The organism is Leptolyngbya sp. DQ-M1 (genome assembly GCF_039962505.1).
Lineage (GTDB): Bacteria > Cyanobacteriota > Cyanobacteriia > Leptolyngbyales > Leptolyngbyaceae > Leptolyngbya.
In genome coordinates this window covers 369,665-389,589 of the sequence record NZ_JAMPLJ010000001.1, presented here as the reverse complement: position 1 = coordinate 389,589, position 19,925 = coordinate 369,665, and the positions used below count along the sequence as shown (strand labels likewise).

General features: G+C 48.9%; 21 protein-coding genes. 10 read left to right on the top strand and 11 right to left on the bottom strand.

Features of this window, described 5'->3' with window-relative positions:
- Positions 1 to 262: 262 nt before the first annotated feature.
- From NC981_RS01860 to NC981_RS01850, 3 genes are all read right to left on the bottom strand, one after another.
- Positions 263 to 487, bottom strand: coding sequence for a type II toxin-antitoxin system HicA family toxin (locus NC981_RS01860; protein WP_348241300.1), 225 nt, complete (start codon positions 485 to 487; stop codon positions 263 to 265).
- On the bottom strand, positions 487 to 693 hold the full coding sequence (locus NC981_RS01855; RefSeq protein ID WP_348241299.1) for a type II toxin-antitoxin system HicB family antitoxin: 207 nt from the start codon (positions 691 to 693) through the stop codon (positions 487 to 489). The genes NC981_RS01860 and NC981_RS01855 overlap by 1 nt, the downstream gene beginning before the upstream one ends.
- A 457-nt stretch (positions 694 to 1,150) precedes the next feature.
- The gene (locus NC981_RS01850; RefSeq protein ID WP_348241298.1) at positions 1,151 to 1,819 is read right to left on the bottom strand and encodes a hypothetical protein; all 669 of its coding nucleotides are present in this window, start codon (positions 1,817 to 1,819) and stop codon (positions 1,151 to 1,153) included.
- Between the two features lie 132 nt (positions 1,820 to 1,951).
- Between NC981_RS01850 and NC981_RS01845 the strand changes: the two genes are divergently transcribed.
- Together NC981_RS01845 and hrcA are read left to right on the top strand one after the other, a co-directional pair.
- The gene (locus NC981_RS01845; protein WP_190378103.1) at positions 1,952 to 2,284 is read left to right on the top strand and encodes a rhodanese-like domain-containing protein; all 333 of its coding nucleotides are present in this window, start codon (positions 1,952 to 1,954) and stop codon (positions 2,282 to 2,284) included.
- A gap of 104 nt (positions 2,285 to 2,388) precedes the next feature.
- Entirely contained in the window at positions 2,389 to 3,453 is a 1,065-nt protein-coding gene (gene hrcA, locus NC981_RS01840; RefSeq protein WP_348241297.1) for a heat-inducible transcriptional repressor HrcA, read from the top strand.
- Positions 3,454 to 3,536: 83 nt separating this feature from the next.
- Here hrcA and NC981_RS01835 read toward each other — a convergent pair whose 3' ends face one another.
- Together NC981_RS01835 and NC981_RS01830 are read right to left on the bottom strand one after the other, a co-directional pair.
- Entirely contained in the window at positions 3,537 to 4,604 is a 1,068-nt protein-coding gene (locus tag NC981_RS01835) for an NAD(P)-dependent alcohol dehydrogenase (RefSeq protein WP_348241296.1), read from the bottom strand.
- Between the two features lie 165 nt (positions 4,605 to 4,769).
- Entirely contained in the window at positions 4,770 to 5,456 is a 687-nt protein-coding gene (locus NC981_RS01830; protein WP_348241295.1) for a PD-(D/E)XK nuclease family protein, read from the bottom strand.
- Positions 5,457 to 5,739: 283 nt separating this feature from the next.
- Between NC981_RS01830 and NC981_RS01825 the strand changes: the two genes are divergently transcribed.
- Positions 5,740 to 6,978, top strand: a complete 1,239-nt coding sequence (locus NC981_RS01825) for an S-layer homology domain-containing protein (protein ID WP_190378106.1) — start codon at positions 5,740 to 5,742, stop codon at positions 6,976 to 6,978.
- Here the strand turns inward: NC981_RS01825 and NC981_RS01820 are convergent.
- Positions 6,975 to 8,231, bottom strand: coding sequence for a GAF domain-containing sensor histidine kinase (locus tag NC981_RS01820; RefSeq protein WP_348241294.1), 1,257 nt, complete (start codon positions 8,229 to 8,231; stop codon positions 6,975 to 6,977). The two genes, NC981_RS01825 and NC981_RS01820, sit on opposite strands and share 4 nt — an antisense overlap.
- A 296-nt stretch (positions 8,232 to 8,527) precedes the next feature.
- Between NC981_RS01820 and NC981_RS01815 the strand changes: the two genes are divergently transcribed.
- Positions 8,528 to 8,845 carry a DUF3155 domain-containing protein gene (locus tag NC981_RS01815; RefSeq protein WP_190378108.1) on the top strand — a complete coding sequence of 106 codons (318 nt, stop codon included), beginning with the start codon at positions 8,528 to 8,530 and terminating at the stop codon, positions 8,843 to 8,845.
- 207 nt (positions 8,846 to 9,052) lie between these two features.
- On the opposite strand, the gene NC981_RS01810 is transcribed toward NC981_RS01815, so the two are convergent.
- From NC981_RS01810 to NC981_RS01800, 3 genes are all read right to left on the bottom strand, one after another.
- Positions 9,053 to 9,577, bottom strand: a complete 525-nt coding sequence (locus tag NC981_RS01810; protein ID WP_348241293.1) for a cofactor assembly of complex C subunit B — start codon at positions 9,575 to 9,577, stop codon at positions 9,053 to 9,055.
- Between the two features lie 73 nt (positions 9,578 to 9,650).
- A complete protein-coding gene (locus NC981_RS01805; RefSeq protein WP_348241292.1) occupies positions 9,651 to 10,043 on the bottom strand; it encodes a PadR family transcriptional regulator in 393 nt (130 codons plus the stop codon).
- Between the two features lie 933 nt (positions 10,044 to 10,976).
- Positions 10,977 to 11,702, bottom strand: coding sequence for a hypothetical protein (locus tag NC981_RS01800; protein WP_190378111.1), 726 nt, complete (start codon positions 11,700 to 11,702; stop codon positions 10,977 to 10,979).
- A gap of 163 nt (positions 11,703 to 11,865) precedes the next feature.
- On the opposite strand from NC981_RS01800, the gene NC981_RS01795 reads away from it, so the two are divergent.
- On the top strand, positions 11,866 to 12,402 hold the full coding sequence (locus NC981_RS01795; protein ID WP_190378112.1) for a GNAT family N-acetyltransferase: 537 nt from the start codon (positions 11,866 to 11,868) through the stop codon (positions 12,400 to 12,402).
- Positions 12,403 to 12,482: 80 nt separating this feature from the next.
- Here NC981_RS01795 and NC981_RS01790 read toward each other — a convergent pair whose 3' ends face one another.
- Positions 12,483 to 12,929 (bottom strand): DUF4332 domain-containing protein, encoded by a 447-nt coding sequence (locus NC981_RS01790; protein ID WP_348241291.1) that lies wholly within the window; start codon positions 12,927 to 12,929, stop codon positions 12,483 to 12,485.
- 246 nt (positions 12,930 to 13,175) lie between these two features.
- Between NC981_RS01790 and NC981_RS01785 the strand changes: the two genes are divergently transcribed.
- The 4 genes from NC981_RS01785 (at position 13,176) to NC981_RS01770 (ending at position 18,615) form a co-directional block, all read left to right on the top strand.
- Positions 13,176 to 13,616 carry a Fur family transcriptional regulator gene (locus NC981_RS01785; protein WP_190378114.1) on the top strand — a complete coding sequence of 147 codons (441 nt, stop codon included), beginning with the start codon at positions 13,176 to 13,178 and terminating at the stop codon, positions 13,614 to 13,616.
- 283 nt (positions 13,617 to 13,899) lie between these two features.
- Positions 13,900 to 15,927 carry a hypothetical protein gene (locus NC981_RS01780; RefSeq protein ID WP_348241290.1) on the top strand — a complete coding sequence of 676 codons (2,028 nt, stop codon included), beginning with the start codon at positions 13,900 to 13,902 and terminating at the stop codon, positions 15,925 to 15,927.
- 16 nt (positions 15,928 to 15,943) lie between these two features.
- Positions 15,944 to 17,650, top strand: a complete 1,707-nt coding sequence (locus NC981_RS01775; protein ID WP_348241289.1) for a DUF3685 domain-containing protein — start codon at positions 15,944 to 15,946, stop codon at positions 17,648 to 17,650.
- A 161-nt stretch (positions 17,651 to 17,811) separates the two neighbouring features.
- On the top strand, positions 17,812 to 18,615 hold the full coding sequence (locus NC981_RS01770; protein ID WP_190378117.1) for a paraslipin: 804 nt from the start codon (positions 17,812 to 17,814) through the stop codon (positions 18,613 to 18,615).
- Here the strand turns inward: NC981_RS01770 and folP are convergent.
- Positions 18,612 to 19,448, bottom strand: coding sequence for a dihydropteroate synthase (gene folP / locus NC981_RS01765; protein ID WP_348241288.1), 837 nt, complete (start codon positions 19,446 to 19,448; stop codon positions 18,612 to 18,614). The two genes, NC981_RS01770 and folP, sit on opposite strands and share 4 nt — an antisense overlap.
- Before the next feature lie 162 nt (positions 19,449 to 19,610).
- Between folP and NC981_RS01760 the strand changes: the two genes are divergently transcribed.
- Positions 19,611 to 19,886 (top strand): photosystem I reaction center subunit X, encoded by a 276-nt coding sequence (locus NC981_RS01760; protein WP_190378119.1) that lies wholly within the window; start codon positions 19,611 to 19,613, stop codon positions 19,884 to 19,886.
- The last annotated feature ends 39 nt before the right edge of the window (positions 19,887 to 19,925 follow it).

Sequence of the window (19,925 nt, the reverse complement as noted above, 5' to 3'; positions counted from 1 at the left end):
GTTTCCTACGACTTGAGGCGCGATCTAGCCGGATATCCAAGACCGATCATTAATCACAACGTTCAGCAGCGAATATTTAAGGAGCGATTTGCCGCGCAGAAGGCAGCAACCGGAGATGGCGGCGGGGATTAGTGATCGTTATTGCGCTGAATCAGATGGTCTAACAAGCGATCGAGCTAAAGTGGGCGGCGGTAAATAACCCTGAAACGGCACGAGCCTTATCCCGTCCGCTCCACTGTGTTGCTAATCTGCTCTCTACAGACTATTTAGCAGCAACAAATTCCTCTACGGTTAATCCAGCATTGCGAATCAAACTTCGCAAGGTTCCTTTCGCCACTTCGCGGTGATCAGGAATCGAAAGCGTGACAAGCTCTTCGTCCTTTGTCATGATGATGTGGCTTCCCGTCTGACGCACAGCCTCCCAACCTAACGACTCAAAGACGCGCACCACTTCGCGCCCACTCATCACAGGTAAAGCAGAACCCATTAGGCGACAACCTCAACCTGATGAGTTTCTATCGTCAGCGGCATTCCACGCTCTGCCCGAACTTGTAAACAAGCTGCAATTGCATCTTTAATATTTTCAAGGGCTTCTTGTTTCGTCTGACCTTGACTCACACATCCTGGAATACTGGGGCACTCAACGACCCAAACTCCATCTTCGTCTCGATCGAGCGTTACGTTAAATCTCATATCTGCTTGCTCAACAAAAGTTAGCTCTTTCGATTTTACCTTGCTGTTTTTTAGTGTTCAGAAGGTAGTCAGCATAGTTTTACTCGCTCGGAGAGAGATCGTCTGAGTTGCGATCTCTCTCCGTTGAGCAATTTTTGCCCATTGTTGCACTGTTTCAGCGATCGCGAGCACTGTTTTAATGCATCGTTGAGCTATTTTAGCGATCGCGTGAACTGTTTTAGTGATCCGGAGCGCTGTTTTAGTGCATCGTTGAGCTATTTTAGCGATCGCGTGAACTGAAATAGCGATCGCGAGCACTGTTTCAGTGATCCGATGAACTGTTTTAGTACATCGTTGAGCTATTTTTGCTCATCAAACCCGTGTTTACCGATCAACGTTGCGCTTTTCTTGAGAACGATCGCGCTAAAAATACTGAGCCTTCAACTCGCTTTCTTAGCACGATCGCTTCTTCACTGGTTTAAGCTTCAGCACGCTCCTTAGCAAATTGCTTACGCAGACGGTGAATTCCACTCAGCAGACCAGAAACGGCTAACCCTGGAAGTGGCGTAAATCCAAAAGGTACAGGCGTTGCGGCAGCCCCGATTTGGAGAGTGTCAATGACCCCTCCATTATCGCTGCTAGCGATGGAAACTTGGATTTCGTCAAATCCGCTGCTTCCTGTAAATCCATAGAAGTTGTTAGACCCAAAGAAGCCAGTATTAGCATTGAACGTTTCTACCGCTACGCCATTCAGTAAAGCAGTAAAGGTTGCTGTTCCTGTCACAGTTACCATTGCGAACGCTGCACCGCTCCGAGGGGTACTGAATCGAATAGAAAAAGGATTTCGTGCACCAGAACCAAGACCGCTTGAGAAATTTGTCAAGTTTCGACCAGTGATATTACTACCGTTGCTATAGGTCGAAGCGAAAAGGTTGGAAAATGTCACTCCTGGGTATCGGTTGGTAATGACAGTTCTATCACCAACAGTAAGATCGTTGAAGTCGATCGTTTGAGCCGGATTTGAAATTCCAGATGACGCTCCATTAATCGCTAACGCATGAGCCGGGGCAACATCAACACTCGAGGCTGCGATCGCGATCGTCGCTCCGATTTGAGCGACGATCGTACTCCTCACAATAGAATTCATCGTTTAACACCTAGCTAGGGGAATAAAACTATTTTGTCGATCGCCCAACTTGCGACATCCATAGTTCTACTCACCTTTTCCCTGCATCTTTTGAGAAAATACGGGACATATACCCAAGCCAATTTCCGTCCTATGCCCTTTTCTCAAATCACTGTTCAAGACCTCGCCCAATGCCTCGATAATCCCAATATTCAATTCGTCGATGTGCGCGAACCCTGGGAAGTAGAAACCGCCTCGCTCCAGCCGTTTCAAAACTTGCCGCTCAGCCAATTCTCCGAATGGTCAGAGCAAATTCACAGCAAGCTCGATCCAGAAACGGAAACCTTAGTGCTTTGTCATCATGGAGTACGATCGGCGCAGATGTGCCACTGGCTAACTCAGCAAGGATTTACCAATGTAAAAAACATTTCCGGTGGAATCGATGCCTATTCCGCGGCGGTCGATCGCTCAATTCCCCGGTATTAGGACGATTCCGTTGGTTTTGCTACGATGCGTGACCCAAATCTAAAGTAAAAATAAGGGAAATGCTATCTTAGTCTCAATCCGATAAAACGCGATCGTTCTTGAAAATGTCCTTAAATCCTCCGCTTAATAACCGTCAACAACGAGTTCTCTGGGCAACCGTGAGGCATTACATTGCCACGGCAGAACCTGTGGGATCAGGCGCATTGGTCAGAGAGTACAATCTCAGCGTCAGTTCTGCCACGATTCGCAATGCAATGGGACACCTGGAAAAAGTCGGACTTCTGTTTCAGCCGCACACTTCAGCAGGTCGAGTGCCCTCAGATTCGGGCTATCGGATCTATGTCGATCAGTTGATTCAACCCTCGCCAGGAATCGCTGTTCAACTAGAGCAAATCCTGAGCGATCGCCTCAACTGGGACAAATGGAGCTTTGAAGCCGTCCTCAAAGGAGCCGCACAAATTCTTTCAACTCTAAGCGGCTATATTGCGATCGTCACCCTGCCAATGACGAACACAACGCAAATCCGGCATCTTCAACTAATCCAGGTTGATTCGGCTCACGTCATGCTGATTCTGGTAACGGATACTTACGAAACCCAATCGGTCTTAATGGAGATACCGCCCTCGGATCTTGATGCCGAAAGCGTCGATCGAGAGTTGAAAATTCTTTCAAACTTCTTATCCGAACAGTTGCGCGGTCGATCGCTCTCAGAAATCCAGCGGTTAGACTGGGGCGAACTGGGGCGAGAGTTCGATCGCTATAGTTCGCTCTTGACTTCTGTGCTTGCGGATCTATTACACCGCCTAGCACAATCGGCTTTACCGTCGCAGTTGATGATTAGCGGCGTTTCGGAAGTGCTAAGACACCCAGAATTTTCAGAACTGAATCAAGTGCAAATGATTCTGCAACTGCTTGAAGAAGAACAAGATCAGCTTGTACCACTCATTTTTGATCAGCCCGATTCAGACGGTCGGCGCGTTTCGATTCGGATTGGTTCAGAAAATCCACTAGAGCCGATTCGGGCTTGCTCATTAATCTCATCGACCTACAATCGCGGAACGGTTCCCGTCGGAAGTATTGGCGTTTTAGGTCCGACTCGGATGCTATACGAAGATACGATCGCGCTCGTCGAAGCCACCGCCGATTATCTGTCGGAAATGTTGAGCTAGAACAGCACTACCAAGAGCCAATGACAGCCGCATCGCCTGAAACGAGAATTCGATGCGGTTGTCATTGGGACTGATTCGAGCCTCTATCTGGGTGATTCAGATTTCATCGATGACATATCGATCGAGAAGCGGTACTTCACATCGGACTTGAGGAGTCGATCGTAAGCTTCATTCACCTTCTGAATCGGAATCACTTCCACATCGGCGGTAATATTGTGTTCCCCGCAGAAATCGAGCATTTCCTGAGTTTCGGCAATCCCACCGATATTCGAGCCAGAGAGATTGCGCCGTCCCATAATCAGACTGAATGCCGCAACCTCTAGCGGCTTCGGCGGTGCGCCAACCAAGGTAATATTGCCATCGCGACTGAGCAAATTAAGATAGGCGTTAATATCGTGAACGGCAGCGACCGTATCGAGAATGAAGTCAAAGCTACCCGCGTGTTTCTGCATCTCGTCGGCATTGCGAGAAACGACCACTTCATCTGCACCCAGACGAAGTGCATCTTCCTTCTTGTCCGGTGAAGTCGTGAACACCACCACGTGAGCACCGAGCGCATGAGCAAATTTCACGCCCATGTGTCCCAATCCGCCAAGACCGACCACACCAACCTTCTTACCTTTGGTCACGCCGTGGTAGCGCAGGGGCGAGTAAGTCGTGATACCTGCACAGAGGAGTGGCGCGACTCCTGCAAGATCGAGATTTGGGGGAACGCGCAGCACAAAGCGCTGATCGACCACAACACTTTCGGAATAGCCGCCATAAGTGACCCTGCCAAGATGCTTGTCTGGAGAGTTATAGGTGAGCGTGACATTGGGACAGAACTGCTCGAATCCTGCTTTGCACTGGGGGCAGGTTCCATCTGAGTCAACCATGCAGCCCACTCCCACAATGTCATCGGGCTTAAATTTGGTCACTGCTGAGCCGACTTCAGTCACTCGCCCAACGATTTCATGTCCGGGAACGACTGGATAAACCGTAGACATGAAGCTACTCCACTCATCCCGGACTGTATGTAGGTCAGAATGGCAGATGCCGCAAAAGAGGATTTCGATTTGGACATCATTTTCGGTCAGATCGCGCCGCTCGATCGTATCGGCTGTGAGCGGTGAGGTTGCACTCGCAGCCGAGTAAGCTTTTGCTTTGTACATGAATTAATGCTCCGCTGGGTTGACTTCTAATGCCTGGTATTTTTCAGCGAGTTCGTCCGACTCAGCGATCGCAATCCCTGAGCCTGATCGGTCACTTCGTTTAAGCATTGCAGCGCATTTAGGCTGCGGAGATATCCCACTTAGGACGCACTTGTGTAATTAAATCTAATACCGAAAATATCCTAGTCGTCGCCAGTATTGTTGCACTCGTGATTCCCATTGCTGCCAATACTCATCGATCGCACTTGGCTCAAACCAAAAGATCTCCGCAGGCGTTTCCGGAATCGCAACGACCAGCAAGGCATGACAGAGGTTGAGGTTATACTCGCGATATAGCTGGTTCACGGCTCCACAATACGCTACTAACTGAAGTGGATAATCATACAAGCGATCGACCGTTTTCTTGGGTCGATCGCTTGTTTTCCATTCACAAATGCAGGGCACGCCCTCATAACTGGCAACGCAATCGACCACTCCGGCATATCCCAATTGATCGTGAATCACCACCCCTTCAATCAATCGCACTTGCTCGATCGCTCTTAACACAGGTTCAACACTCTCCCAATACGGGCGAATCGTCTCTGGACAATCGACTTCCTGCCCTTGCAGGAATTTCTGAATGTAGCGATGCGTTCCGGTGCCGCGCCGACTCGCGGTTTTGGTAATTTCTGCTGCCTGCTCGACTCCAACTCGCTGCTGCCAGTTAAATAAGCGCTCTCGGTCTTCACGCGGCTTTGTCGCATTCAGAATCGTGGTCACACTGGGAATGCGATCGCCATTCGCATCGACATAAAACTGTTTGCCTGCTTCTCGGACAGATTTGGACGCATAGCGCGGCAGTTCAGACACCATTGATTCCTCAAAAATTGCTCTCGATCGTACCTAAAAAATCAGGCGTTGAATCCCTCAAACTTCTAGCTTCTTCAACCACTTTGAAAACTGTCCTAAGTTCAGAAACTTCTGCGGAAACCTAACGGTCATTGTTGAATATAAAGCGTAGAGAACTGAGCCAAAATGCTGCACTTCAAACAAAGTTAAAGATAGTTCTTTAGCCGGATGCAGGAACTTTTTAGCTCATTCAAACATCTACGTAACTAACAAGAAAAAACTCTCTCACGCTTGGGAACGGCTACCTATGTATAGCACTGTAAAATCTGGCTTAGCTTTGACTTTGGCACTCGGTACGATCGCAGGTGCAGCAGCTCCAATGATTATGGTAGCACCTGCTTCGGCTCAAGCAGCCTTCTCTGATGTTGCTTCGGATAACTGGGCTTCTCCATTTATTCAAGAATTGGCTTCTCGTAACATTATTGCTGGATTTCCTGATGGCACATTTCGCCCGAATGATCCGGTGACTCGCGCTCAATTCGCTGCAATTTTGCTCAAAGCATTTCCGAATGCGCCACGAGTAAATACACCGATCAATTTCTCTGATGTTCCCAGCAATTATTGGGGACTTCAAGCGATTCGGAACGCCTATGCAACAGGATTTCTTGCAGGATTTCCAGGCGGAACATTTCGACCGAATGACAATATCCCTCGTGCTCAAGCTTTGGTGTCTCTGTCAAACGGTCTGAGATACGCCAGCACTCAACCTGCTGACTCTGTGCTTCAGGTTTACACCGATGCGTCCAACATTCCTGGCTATGCTCGCAACAGCATCGCCGCCGCCACCGAACGCCGCATTGTCGTCAACTACCCGGATGTCCGCTTCCTCAACCCGAACCAAGTCGCAACCCGTGCGGATGTTGCTGCCTTCGTTTATCAGGCATTAGTCAGTTCTGGACAGGTCGCCGCAATTCAATCGCCTTACATTGTCGGTCAAGCGCCAACGCAGCCTCAAGCGATCAATATTCCTGCTGGAACTGCAATCCCGGTTCGCTACGATCGCGCCGACAAGATCCTGCTTGCGAAAAACGAACCGCAACCCACCCCGGTTACGCTCACCGTGGCTCAAAACATTGTGACCTCTGACGGAACAGTTTTGATTCCATCGGGTAGCCAAATTGCTGGTCAGCTCACGGTTTCTCAAGGTGCAGCCCAGTTCACCGCCTCGGAACTCATTCTGGCGAATGGTCAGCGAGTCGCGATCGCGGCAACTTCTGATCCGATTACAACGACAGAAACGGTGCGTCGTGGTGCAAGTACAGGCACAATTCTTAAGGATGCGGTGTTGGGTAGCGCTGCTGCTGCGGGAATTTCTGCCGTCACCGGCGATCGTAATATTCGCGCCGAAGAAGTCTTGATTGGAACTGGAGTCGGTGCTTTGGCAGGGCTGATCTTTGGGGGCGATCGCGTTGATTTAATTTCCATCCGTCCTAACTCGGATCTAAATCTCCGCCTCACCAGCGCCTTGACCTTACCGCGCTCCTAACCCTTACCTGCGGGGGGTTCCTCAACTTCGTTCTTCAGCAACTTCACAACAAAACTTGTTCCTCGCTGCGGGGGGTGGTCGTCTTGAGCGATCCAGCCCTCGCTTTTTAATGGGCTAAACACCTGAATCGACCCGTGCATTTGTTCAATCAATCGGCGAGCGATCGCCAGCCCCAACCCTGTCCCTGGAATATCACCATCCGCCTGCACTCCCCGATAATGCCGCTCAAATAACCGCTCTAAATCCTGCGGCGGAATTCCATATCCCGTATCGCTAACCCAAACATTCACATAATCGTCCCTATGATTTGCCCGGATATGCACCTCTCCGCCTAACGGTGTATATTTCAAAGCGTTATCGATTAGATTACTTAATACCTCACGCAGCGCCCCAGGATTGGCAGAAACAAGGGGGAGGGGGTTTGGAACTTCGGTTCTAAGCGCCAGCCCTTTTTCTTGCGCGATCGCGCCTGCCGTTTCAAGCAGTTGCAGCAAAATCTCATTCACCAAGCAGGGCATCAACTCCAGACTAGAAGTGGTCAGCACCCCTGCGGGCAGCAAAGGAATCGGACGACTCACCAGCGAGGCATCCTCCGCCAACACATCCACGGAATCGAGGTCGATCGCCTCGTCAAACTGCTGTAAAAGCTCCTGTAAACGATCGCTTTCCCGCAGAATACTGCCTGCAATCTCACGATTTGCATCGGTCGCCTGCATCCGCTTGACCAACAGCTTTCCAAACGTGCGGAGTGCCGTCAGTGGACTCTTTAACTGGTGCAGCAAATTATCCAACACATCATGCTGCTGAGATTGCCTTGATCGATGTTGGCGCTGAGCCTGATCGAGCCACTGCGCCCGCTGATCCATTACACAAGCCAGCGATAATGTATTAGCAATGCGCTCTACCTGCGATCGCTCCCAGGTTGTCCAAGGACGATCCTCACGCTCGGTCACGAGCAACCCGAACACTAATTCTTCATGAATCAGCGGCAAAACTAATTGCTTTGGCTGAGTTAGTCCGCTCGATGTCGTCACCTCTGGATACGACTCAACGGCTGCCGGAAGCGCCAGCCGATTTGATCGCTCCAGCGTCCCAGCCGCTTCTGGGTAAGCTGCAATCGGCATCAAACGCGCTTGAGAACTCTCAACTAATTCTTCCGTCAGATAGATTACGCTGAGCGATGCCCCCAGTGCCTGAGTCAATAACGCAATTTGCGATCGACACAACTCAATGAATTCGCTACTTGTGGGCATTAGCATCTCTTCTTCGGCAGATTTTAGAAAAATAAGGATTGACGATAAGTAATTTTTCTTATTAATTTAGTAGATAGCTCTGATCCCCAACCTTTTGCATCCGTTTGTCTTAACTTTTGTGAGTGTAACTCCACTCCTTTTGATGACCTAGCAGGAATTCGGAAAAAGAAAATTAAGACTTTGTATAGATGCGTTAAGAGAAGTTGAAGTCTAGGGCAGGAGCTGATATAGTTGCGACGGGTTTTGTAACGATCATTACAAGTTTCGGCAGTTTGGAACCTAAGGAGGTAAAGGGTTTGGCAAGGAGACGTAAACGCAAGAGTCGGCGGCGGCAGGAAGGAAGACGGATTTTAGAAAGCGTTCCTCAATTTAGCATTGAGTGTGGCGAAGATAAACCCGTTACTGCTGCTCGCAAATTCATTCACTCTGAAGGCATCGTGCCGCCCGCGCTGTTGCTGGTCAAGAGAAACGAGCATACCACAGATCGATACTTCTGGGCAGAGAAGGGATTATTTGGCGCACAATATGTGGAAGAAAATCATTTCTTATTCCCCAGCTTGCGAACCTCTGAAGATGAAGTGGATGCTGTCGTTGTTCCGTCCCGGAGCCGATAGACGTTTTTGCCATTGGCAGAACCTTTAAATGGCTCGGCTTATCGGTCTTTGCTTGCTCTGAATGCGAAGTGCAACTGTAGCTAAATTTTGTTACAGGTTCAGTTGAGCAAGTTAATATAAAGCATTCATCTGACAAAAGCTCCCTTCAACGCAACGAAGGGAGCTTTTACATTTGATCGGTCTGACGGTGCTAGATCCGAAGCAGAGCTATTCTGATTTCAGTTCTAAAAATCGCTGCAACTCCGCTAACTCATCCCGGTGTGCCTTTACAGTAATCACGCTCTGCGATGCGGCATCTAGACTCGGCTCTACTCTAAGCGATACCTGCTCAACTCGCCCTGCCCCTTTCCAGTAAAAGACTCCTGCCAAGGGCGACAGGAGCAATAATCCAAACCAAAAATTTGACCAGTCGGGCAGCGCCATCGAGAGGATGAGCACAAAGCACAGTACACCGATCGAGGCAAGCAAGGACAGAAAGACTGCTAGGAACACGCTAGGGCGAACTACGCCTTCAAATGTAACCTGATTATTCGCTGCGTCGATCGCCGCCACTCGATAAGAGCGCTGCCCGAAGTAGGAGCGCAACTGAGACAGCAGAGAATCTTCGGATTGGTCAGACAGCAAGCGCACCTCCTGAGTTCGATCTTTGACTGAGGCGCGAATGAAGAAAAACAGCCCAATCATTAATAGAACGGTGAGAAGAAGCGTTGAGGCAATTACAGGCTGAGTCATGGCGCAACTAAAGAGCAATCCCAATTACACCATCAGTTTAGACAACAACGGGACATCGATAGAACTCCGCTGCTTATTTCTCAGCCCCACTAACCTGGGGAATTCCTGAATTCTCGTGCGCGGTTTCGCGTTTAACGGCATATTCGCGCCAGAGTCGAGCAAGATCCTGTGCCTGCGGCATGGCTTCAGATTTAATCTGATACATGCGGCGGGGACGACCCCGACCTTCGACTTTTTTCCAGTAGCCCGTGACCATTTCTTCATCTTCAAGAAACTTTAAGGCACTGTAGAGAACTGTGTCCGATAGTCGATACAGCGGATATTCTGTTTCAAGCAGTTGAATTAATTCAGTTCCGTAAGAATCTCCCCGTAAGAGGACGGCGAGAACGTAACAGACCGCCAGTTCTTTATTGAGATAGAAAGGTGGCGGATCTTTGAAAAATTGGTAAATATCCTCAAATTTCATCTGTCTGATTCCAGGTATGCGACAAATCACTTGCTTGAGAAAGCGACACGAAGATCGAAAACTCAGCTTTGCTTCCTAGATTAACAATCACATATCGGAGGTTGCCGTCCCTCTAAAGGGTTAATCCTTCAGCGTGAAATATTAAACTGGCTCGAATTGCAACTTGGCACAAACACACTGAACAACTCCACAACTCAAATGACAACTAACATTTGAATTGATATTTAAGCTGTCAGCCTGAATGAGCTTCACAATTCGATCGCAGACTGAGCGAATCGGCATCGCTTTGAGTTAAACAATTTTAAGAAATCGGTGCTTAAGAACATAGGGCAATATTCAGTCTTCATCTTGACTGCACTGTGTAAATAGCACCCAGCAGCCTATGCGCTTTTCTTAAAACAGCCATTTCATTAAGTTGCTTAGCTTCTGCAAATTGTACCTCTCGATTCTAAACTTGAAATTCTAATTTGTGGGTTAGGAAGTAAATTTACAATCGCTGTATCATACGGAATTCAAGAATTTGGCGATATTTGAAGAAATATTTAGATTATTCGCAATCTTGGCAGATTTACGATCGACAGTCGCCCAAATTGATAACGCAATCTAATCTCTGCTTAGTTTGACCTCTTATCAGTTCGATCAACTTTTGCCAATCTACAAACTTGCTGAATTTCAACGAAAAATTTTAGTCTCCTTGTGACCGTCAAAACCCAAAATTTTAGCCTGTCGGGTTTAAATTGGCAGAAGTTTTTTAGAGAAATCGCTAGAATTCTCATTAATCTTAGGGGGCGAAGCGATTAGGAGGATTATTTTTAGACCGCTGACTAAAAATGTCCAAGCTGGAGTAGCGAGTAGACGAATGCCTCCAAGAAAAGTTCCCAAAGGCTGCGGGTCGATCGTTGCGTGAGCGATCGCGAATCTTGGAGAATCAAACTAAAACCGCCGCCCCAGTAATCGCTGCTTCACACCTTCAGCAATCTTTTGACCGAGATACTCAGGAATTAAACTTTCATTCGGGCCTAATAAATACAAAATTAGCCGCGTTCGTCCACGCCAAACGAGCAAATTCGCATTCACGACCAGCAAATCTTCCTGCCAGATTGCGTACATCACTTTGTAGAACAATCCAGGCTGATTATCTGCTTCAATTAGCAGCGCGGGCAGGTGGAAGACTGGATCGACATAGAACTCAGTCTCAACCTGTTCTAGTCCTGCATCCAGGTTAAACTCAACAGCCAGCATTTCTTCGACTTCAAACCGTCCCGCCAAGGCTTCTCGAATCGCCCGACAGACATTTTCAGCCGTCTTGTCGGTCAGGGCTTTGCCGCTGCGCGACACAATCAGCTTAATAAACACCAGCATTGGTGGGTAGATTTGTCCATACAGGCTGAGACTGTGAATTGTCAAGCCATAAGCTGCCAAAACCCCGAAAATATCGCTGAGCAAAAAGGACTGGTTGCGGTAGGCAAAATGCAGCGCACTTTTTGTTCCCTCGGTTTTTAGCTCGATCACGGCTTGTTTTGACTTATACAGTTGATAAGCCAATCTGAGATTTTGCAGTTGAATTTCGCTGCTGACGAACTGCTCATAAAACTGCGGGAACGCCCGATTAAAGCGCTTTAACAGTTCTAACGTAGAGGATTTTAGACCCAAAGCCATAGTGGAGGAGACCGCTGCTCAACGACACGCAGATAAATAAGTCAAAACTAAAAAATATCGATATGGAGACTGACAATTGCTAACATTTCCCCAAAATCAGGAGAATGCAACTCAAATCCGAGAGATATACTAGCTATTACTGCTTCACTGTGATGACCTTGGCATGGGTTTTTGGAAAAGCTTATTTAGTAGCACGGATGCTTCGATCGAGAAACCAGCCTCGACGGAGAGTTATGTTGTCCCCGGATCAACAGAGGGAACAACGACAGGCGATCGCGCCAACTCGCGGGTCTTTTTCTCAACAGAGCGAGAGATTGATCTTTACGAGCTAGAGGAGCTGTGCGATGCGGTGGGCTGGTCGCGTCGCCCCTTGAGAAAGGTGAAGAAAGCGATTCAGCATAGCTTTCTAGTGGCAACAATGTGGGAGCAGCGGGGTGCGTCGCGGCGACTGGTCGGATTCGCGCGGGCGACTTCTGACCATGCGTTTAACGCAACGATCTGGGATGTCGTAGTGCATCCGGATTTCCAGGGCAAGGGGCTAGGGAAAGCGTTGATGAAGTTCATGATTAAGAAGCTTCGGAGCGAGGATATCAGTAATATCACTTTGTTCGCTGATCCGCATGTGGTCAATTTCTATCGAAATTTGGGATTCATGCAAGATCCAGAGGGAATCAAAGGAATGTTTTGGTACCCGGATTAAAGTGCAATCCGGGCATCTGCATTTTCAGAGTTCCCCAGACTGTGAAGCAGGGATACGATCGCGTAGATGAAATTCTTGAATTACCGTAGGCTTCGTGCTTGATGAATCCACAAGCCGATGTAATCTGTCGTAGGACAGAGATCGCGCCGTTGCATCGTGGAAACGTAAAGCCGCAGCAGTTGGCGGTGGAGTTGACCGATCGAAGTTTGCGCCAGTTGTGGGGGCGAGGCAATGCCTGCGTGAAGGAGCAGTCCAGCGTACTCACAGCCCACATTAGGGATACGGGCGAGGTCGGCAAGGGCAACCCATTTATTCAGTTGGCGAATTGGCACTTGCAGTTCAGTTGCTAAAAGGTTTCTCTGATCTTGCGTTTTACCCAGTCTAAACAAGTCTAGCGTTGTGTGAATGTGACGATCGTTCAGTCGAGCTGCATCATCGGCAGCAAGACCCGGAAGTAGGTCGATCTCCCAGCTTGCCGAGGGAATGCCTGCTGATTTTTTCGATGGCTTTGCGGAAGAATGCGTCACGGTGTCCTCGAACAAAATTAGAACATTTAGTTTAACAACTCGAACTCTCCAAAGCAAAGTTGTAGCGAGTTTACTTTAGCTTGTGATAGAACTAGAGATAGATCAGATGAGCTAACCTCTATCATTTGATAGGGTATCGAAGCCTTCAGAAAACGAATAAAACTTTCATTTACAGTTGTACTTTCTAACAGTTTCACGATCGAGATGGTTCGTTAACAACAAATTCCTTAGCATTGCCACTTAACGATGAACACCGAACTGACATCAGACCTTAAACCGATTCGCTGCCTCGACGATGCGATCGAACGCTGTCAACGCCTTGGGATGCGTCTCAGCCGCCAGCGTCGATTTATTCTCGAATTGCTTTGGCAAGATCAGGAACATTTATCGGCGCGAGAGATCTACGATCGCCTGAATCGCCAGGGCAAAGAGATTGGGCATACCTCGGTCTATCAGAATCTAGAAGCGCTGTCCGAGCAGGGGATCATCGAGTGTATTGAGCGATCGGATGGGCGACTGTATGGCAATGTTAGCGATGCTCATAGCCATGTGAATTGTCTGGACACGCAGCAGATTTTGGATGTTCACATCGAGCTTCCTGAAGAAATCATTCGACAGGTAGAAGCAAAGACGGGTGTGCGGATCACAGAATATCACATTGATTTTTATGGCTATCGAGCGCAGTAGAAATCAACGAGTTAGAGTTATTTTTTACAGCGATCGTCCTTTCTTCAGAACTGAAAGCCAGAAATTCATTAGCGAGTCTGTGAATTTCATTTTGTCAATTTAGCCATTACGCTGCTTGCAAATTGTAAAGAATTGTAAGTAGCGTTTTTGTCGTAACTCCCGGAAACGCTAGTTTTTCGTGCGGAACTTGTAAAAGCAATCCGCATCAAGGGTTCCATTGGCAAAATCGCCTGTAGAATATCCGAGACTCTGACCCGCCGCCTGATAAAGGTTCGCAGCGACAATGGCTAGAAAAACCACTCCTCAATGGCTTCAAGGGCTTCAAGCATTCCAGAAGCCGAAGTCTACAAAATCGCATCCGCCTACTTCGACCGATCGTCCGCCTGAGAATTCTACCGCCCTCCTTGAGAGCCATCCGCCCACGCAGCCAAAACGCCGCAAATCGCCCCCCAATCAGCGTAAGGTCGCCAAGATTGGTCAGCGGGCGACGAGAACTGCGTCTTCAGCCACACGGGCGATCGCGCGGCGAACGGCAGCGATCGCGAGTGCTTGGAAATGGCAGTTGATTTGGCTGGGAATTTTAGGTGTTTTTGGGGGGACTGGAGCGATCGCGTTCTGGTGGCTGTCGAAGGTTCCCCCTGCGGTGGACTGTAAGCAAGTGACGGCACAATCGCTTGAGTCAGAGCAATTGTCTTGCGCTCAGCAAGCAGCGCAATCCGGTAAAGCCGAGCAAATTCTGGCATCGATTAATCTGGTCAAGGATTGGACAACCGAGCATCCCCTGTATGCCCAATCGCGATCGCTGCTGCAAGACTGGTCGAATGCACTGCTGATTCTGGCGCGGGATCGAGTTGGACAGCGAGATATTAAGGGGGCAGTGTCCTTAGCCAATCAAATTCCGAAGACGAGTCCGATTTACAAAGAGGCTCAGGCGGCGATCGAGCGCTGGACAGAGGAATATCGGCGCGGAGAAGTAATCTACGTCAAGATTGTCGATGCGCTGAAGAAGCAAGATTGGAACAAAGCCTCAGAAGAAATGGCGCAACTGGCGCTAGTGAACGATCCCGGTTGGCAAGACCGTTTAGGGGAGATTCGCGAACAGTCAAACAATGAGCGTAAAGCCTGGAAAGCGCTTACCGATGCGCGGAATTTTGCTAAATCGAATTCACCGAGTCAGCTAGGACAAGCGATCGCGCTGACAAATCCGATCGATCGTAAAACTTTTGTCTGGACGTTGCAGGCAAATCAAGAGGTCGTGCGCTGGCGTAATACGATCTTTCAACTGGCGATCGCGCAATTCGATCAGCAGAACATTCCTGAAGCGAGTCGGTTGATTAACTCGATTCCCGAAAGCATCAAGCTAACGAGCGCCAACCAGGATTTGGTGCGGTTAGTGCGGGCGCGAGAAATTGAGACGAGCAATCAATACAACACTCCTGGGCTAGAGCGGATCGCCCCCCTGATGATGGCGACTCATCTCGTGAAGCAAATTGATCCCCAAAGTCCATTTGCTTCACGAGCAAAAGTGTTGATCCCGCGCTTGGAGCAGCAGACCCAGGATTTGATGCAGTTGAATGTAGCAAGCACGATCGCGAATCTTCAGCAGATCCCACTGTTAGAAGCCGCGATCGCTCAAGCGGCATCAATCCAGGCAAAGCGTCCGGGACGACTGCACGCGCAAACCTTGATCGCACAGTGGCGGAAAGAGCTACAGTCGATGCAAGACCGACCCGTACTCGCTCGCGCTCAACAGGTCGCGAAATCGGGCAAGATTGGCAATTTGCGATCGGCGGTCGCCATGGCCACGCTGGTCAAACCTAAGCGTTCGCTGCGAATCGAGGCGCAAACCTATATCGCGGATTGGACAAATCAGATCGAAATTATCGAAGATCGTCCGATTATTAACAACGCCAAAGCGATCGCACAAACTGGACAACTCGGACAGGCAATCACGGTGGCAGGAGGTATTCGACCGGGACGAGCGCTATACAACGAGGCGCAAGGCTTGATCGGAGAGTGGGTATATCAGATTCAGCTTGCGGAAGATCGATCGCTGCTGGCTCAGGCAACGAGTTTGGCAAATCAGGGCTACCTGACGCGGGCGATCGATGCGGCATCGGGAATTACGCCCGGACGACCTTTATATGGGGAAGCAAGGAGTGCGATCGGGCAATGGGCAGCAGAGCGGGCAGAGATATGGCGGCAGCGAGATATGGCTCCGAGTTATAGCGCTCCGGTTGAGCCGTCTCCTGCTCCGGATTCTACCGAGTCAGAGCCAACGCCGCCTGCTTCTCCGGAGCCAACGCCCTAAGCAATCTCCGTAGCTTGTGCAACGGGTCGCTAAACTGTTTAATCAAAACAAACTTGCTAACGAATGGATGAATAGTTTAGCTGGGGTGGCGCGATTGATGATTGTGGAGCGAGATCCGGTGTTTCGATCGGGCTTGCTCAATTGTTTGAGCCGGTTTCCAGAGTTTCGCGTCGTTGCGGAAGCAGAATCGATCGCGATCGCGACTCGCAATTTGGCGGAATTGGGGCGCGATCGCTTAGATGGCATTTTGCTCGGAATTGACAGCGAATTTGCCCAGCAGATAAAAGCGCAGTATCCAACCGTGCCAATTTTGCTGATCGAGCCCCTGTCTGAGCCAGAATTAGCCGTGGCATTTCAGGCGGGGATCGAAGGCTACTGTCCTAAAGGGAGTTCGATCGCTGAGTTTGTCACGGCAATTCGGCAGATTACAGCGCGGCAGAACTATTGGCGCTCGGAGGTGTTGCAGCAGTTGACGCTCCAGGGGACGCGATCGCAATCAATTAGTGTTGCTAGGGTGATTCGGCAAAATTGGCGATCGTCGGGACTCGCTCAAATCGAGGCGGCATTGAATGACATTGACGCACAACTACGATCGGTGACTCTTTCAACCCTGGATCGGATTTTTCTGACCGGACGACGACGAGAACTGAGAGCAGCGCGATGGTTGGTGCAAAAAGCCTTACCGCCTGAACAGATCCAACCCAAAAGAGGCGCGATCGTTCCTCTTGAAGCTGTGACTCCAGATCCTCAAATCTCAGAAATTATTCCAGAAGTGCCGCAACCGAAAGCATGGCAAGGAGAGCTGCTCGATCGCATCGCTGTAAAACTTCAATCTAATCTCGATAATCTAACGAATATTCCTTTAGAAATTGACATCTTGAGATTAGAAAAAAAACGGGAATTGTTCTTTACGATTCTGCGACAGTTAGAAGAGTTACTGGATGAATTAAGATTTTCTCAGATTCAATCAGATCAACTTGCAGCGAAGCAATCTGAGGTTTTATGTGATTTATGGCAAGCGATCGTCATCCAATTTTTCGGACGCTATTCGATGGTGCGGGTGAAAAGGCGCGATCTTGAAATCGTAACCGTGCTGCTTGCCCAAAGAGACATGGTGCGATCGCAGATTCTAGATCAAATCCCACTGACACAGGCAATTTTTGAACATTTGCTGTTTGAATCACCGCTGATTGTTGATCAAACGCTCTACGAAGTGGGCACCCTTGAAGCCCGCGATCGCGCGATCGATTTGCTGGAAAACCTAATGATTCAGCTTGCAAATGCCGTAATTCAACCCCTGCTGAATCAATTTTCTAACCTAGAATCAATCAAGCAAAACTTCTACGATCGTCGTCGATTATCAACGCGCGAAATTGAGCGATTCCGCAATGATTTATCCTGGCGATTTCGGGTCGAGCGATTTTTTAATGAGCCAAAAGCGATGTTTGAAAGCCGTTATCGCCTCTTTGTCTTGAGTGAATATGGCATCGATCGCATTACCATCTATTCCCCCAGAACTGAAGAACTCGAAACGCTTTCCGGAGTACAATTAGCAGTCACGCTGGCGCTAGAAACTCGCGATGCAATTTCTCCACGATTAAGAAGTACGATCGCATTTCTTGGCAGTGGAATTGTCTATCTGTTGACTGAAGTGATCGGACGGGGGATCGGACTGATTGGACGGGGAATTCTCAAAGGAATTGGAAAATCAGTTCGCGGATAGCACGAACTCGCCAAGAACGGCAAAACAATATCAGGAGAAACGTTGATCGATCTTGAATTTCGCGCTTGAATCTGCAACATTTTCAAGGAGAGCGATTAGACTAAATTTGCAATCTCTATTTTTGAAATCATTAAAACTCTGGTTTGGCGGGAGCGCGATCTATGCTTGAAATTATTGGTGCATTCTGTCTGATTCTGTTAGGCGGTGTGATTGGCTCAATCCGCGTCATTGAGCAAGGTGATCAAGCGATCGTGCAGCGACTTGGAAGATATGAACGTACCCTCAATCCAGGGCCGAATGTGGTCATTCCGTTTCTAGATACGGTATTAGTGGAAACGGTGCGGGAGCAACTTTTAGACATCGATCCCCAGCGGGCATTTACCAAAGACAATGTGCCGATTGAAGTCGACGCGATCGTATCGTGGCAGATTCTCGATTTGCAGAAGGCTTATTATGCGGTCGAAGATCTGCAAGAGTCGCTGAAGCAGATTGTGATCTCAACTTTGCGGAACGAGATTGGGCTGCTGACACTAGAACAACTCTTTTCTTCTTCAGCCGCGATTAATAAAGCACTATTGCGCGAGTTAGATCAGTCCACTGCAAACTGGGGCGTGAAGGTAATTCGCGTTGAGGTGCAAGAGTTTCAGATTTCGCAAGCACTGCGGGAGTCGTTAGAGAAAGAGCGGGCAGCAAAGGCAGAAAAGGCAGCCGAACTGACTCGTACTCAAGGAACGGTCGAATCGATTCAGCAGCTCGCTCAGGCGCTCCAGGGACAAATGAATGCAGAAGATGTACTCCGCTATCTGGTAGCAAAGGATTATGTCTCAGCAAGTATGGAAATCGGTAAGAGCGATAACTCTAAAATTGTGTTTATGGATCCACGCGCATTGAGTGAAGCGGTGACGGAGCTAATGGGACAAGTTGAAGAACCTCGCAATCGTGGCAATCTCGACGGTGAGGCTTAGGAATTTCGCCAAATCGCATCAGCAACGCGACAAGCATCGCGCATTTCTGCAACATCGTGAACGCGAACAACATCGGCTCCATTGGCGATCGCGCTGACACAGGCGGCAGCCGTTCCCCAAGCTCGCTGTTTCGGATCAGGCTGATCGAGAATCTGTCCGATAAAGCTTTTGCGCGAGGCTCCGACTAAAATCGGACAATTCAAAGATTTAAAGTCTTGTAATCGCCGCAGAATTTCCAAATTTTGATCATATTTTTTCGCAAATCCAATTCCTGGATCAATCATGATCTGGGTAATTCCCTGTGCGATCGCGCTTTGGATGCGTTCCTGTAAGAAATCACAAATCTCTTGAATGAGATTGTCATACTCGGTTAACGACTGCATGGTTTTCGGTGTTCCTCGCATGTGCATCAAAATGATCGGAACTCCTAATTTGCCAACGACTGTAAGCATTTCTGCATCGAAGACTGCACCGGAAATATCGTTGATCATATCTGCTCCCACTGCGATCGCGGCTTTTGCCACCCGCGATCGCGTGGTATCGACTGAAATTGGAATCTCAAATCGCTGCCGAATTGCCTCGATAATGGGCAGTACGCGATCAAGTTCTTCTTGCAATGAAACTTCATCAGCGTTTGGACGAGTAGATTGTCCACCAATATCGAGAATGTCTGCACCGTCTTTGACCATTTGTTCAGCTTGAGCGATCGCGCTCTGGAGCGAATTAAACTGTCCGCCGTCGCTAAAGCTATCGGGTGTCACATTCAAAACACCCATAATGTAGGTTTTCTGTCCCCAACTCAACGTCGTGCGCGATAGTTCCCAAGCTTGCATGGCGAATTAAAGATTCTGCTTCTTGAATCATCGCATCAAAAACTGCACCCCTATCACTGCACCCCTATCTTTGGATAGAGCCGAAATCCCCCACTGAGAAAGACGCGAAGAGTGCAGCGATCGTCAAATGATAGTCCCAGTACCATTATGGAGTTACGCTTTATGTTGAATCTCGTTGCTGCTGCCTTTCAACAACCGCCCTCTGGCAACCTCTGGAACTGGCAAGGAACCCCCTTTATTGTTGGAGCTTGCCTGTTAGTGTTACTCATCGGATCGCGCACCATTAAATATCCGCACACAGGCGCAAGAATGCCGCTACCTTTTTCTAAATCCCTGTTCAACAGCATCAGCGTTGGCGGATTCTTAGCTTGCATGAGCTTTGGGCATATTCTCGGCTTCTTGCTCACGCTCGGATTTGCGAATACCGCACTGAAATAGAGTGGATCGGGAATAGAGTGGATCGGGGCGATCGCGCCC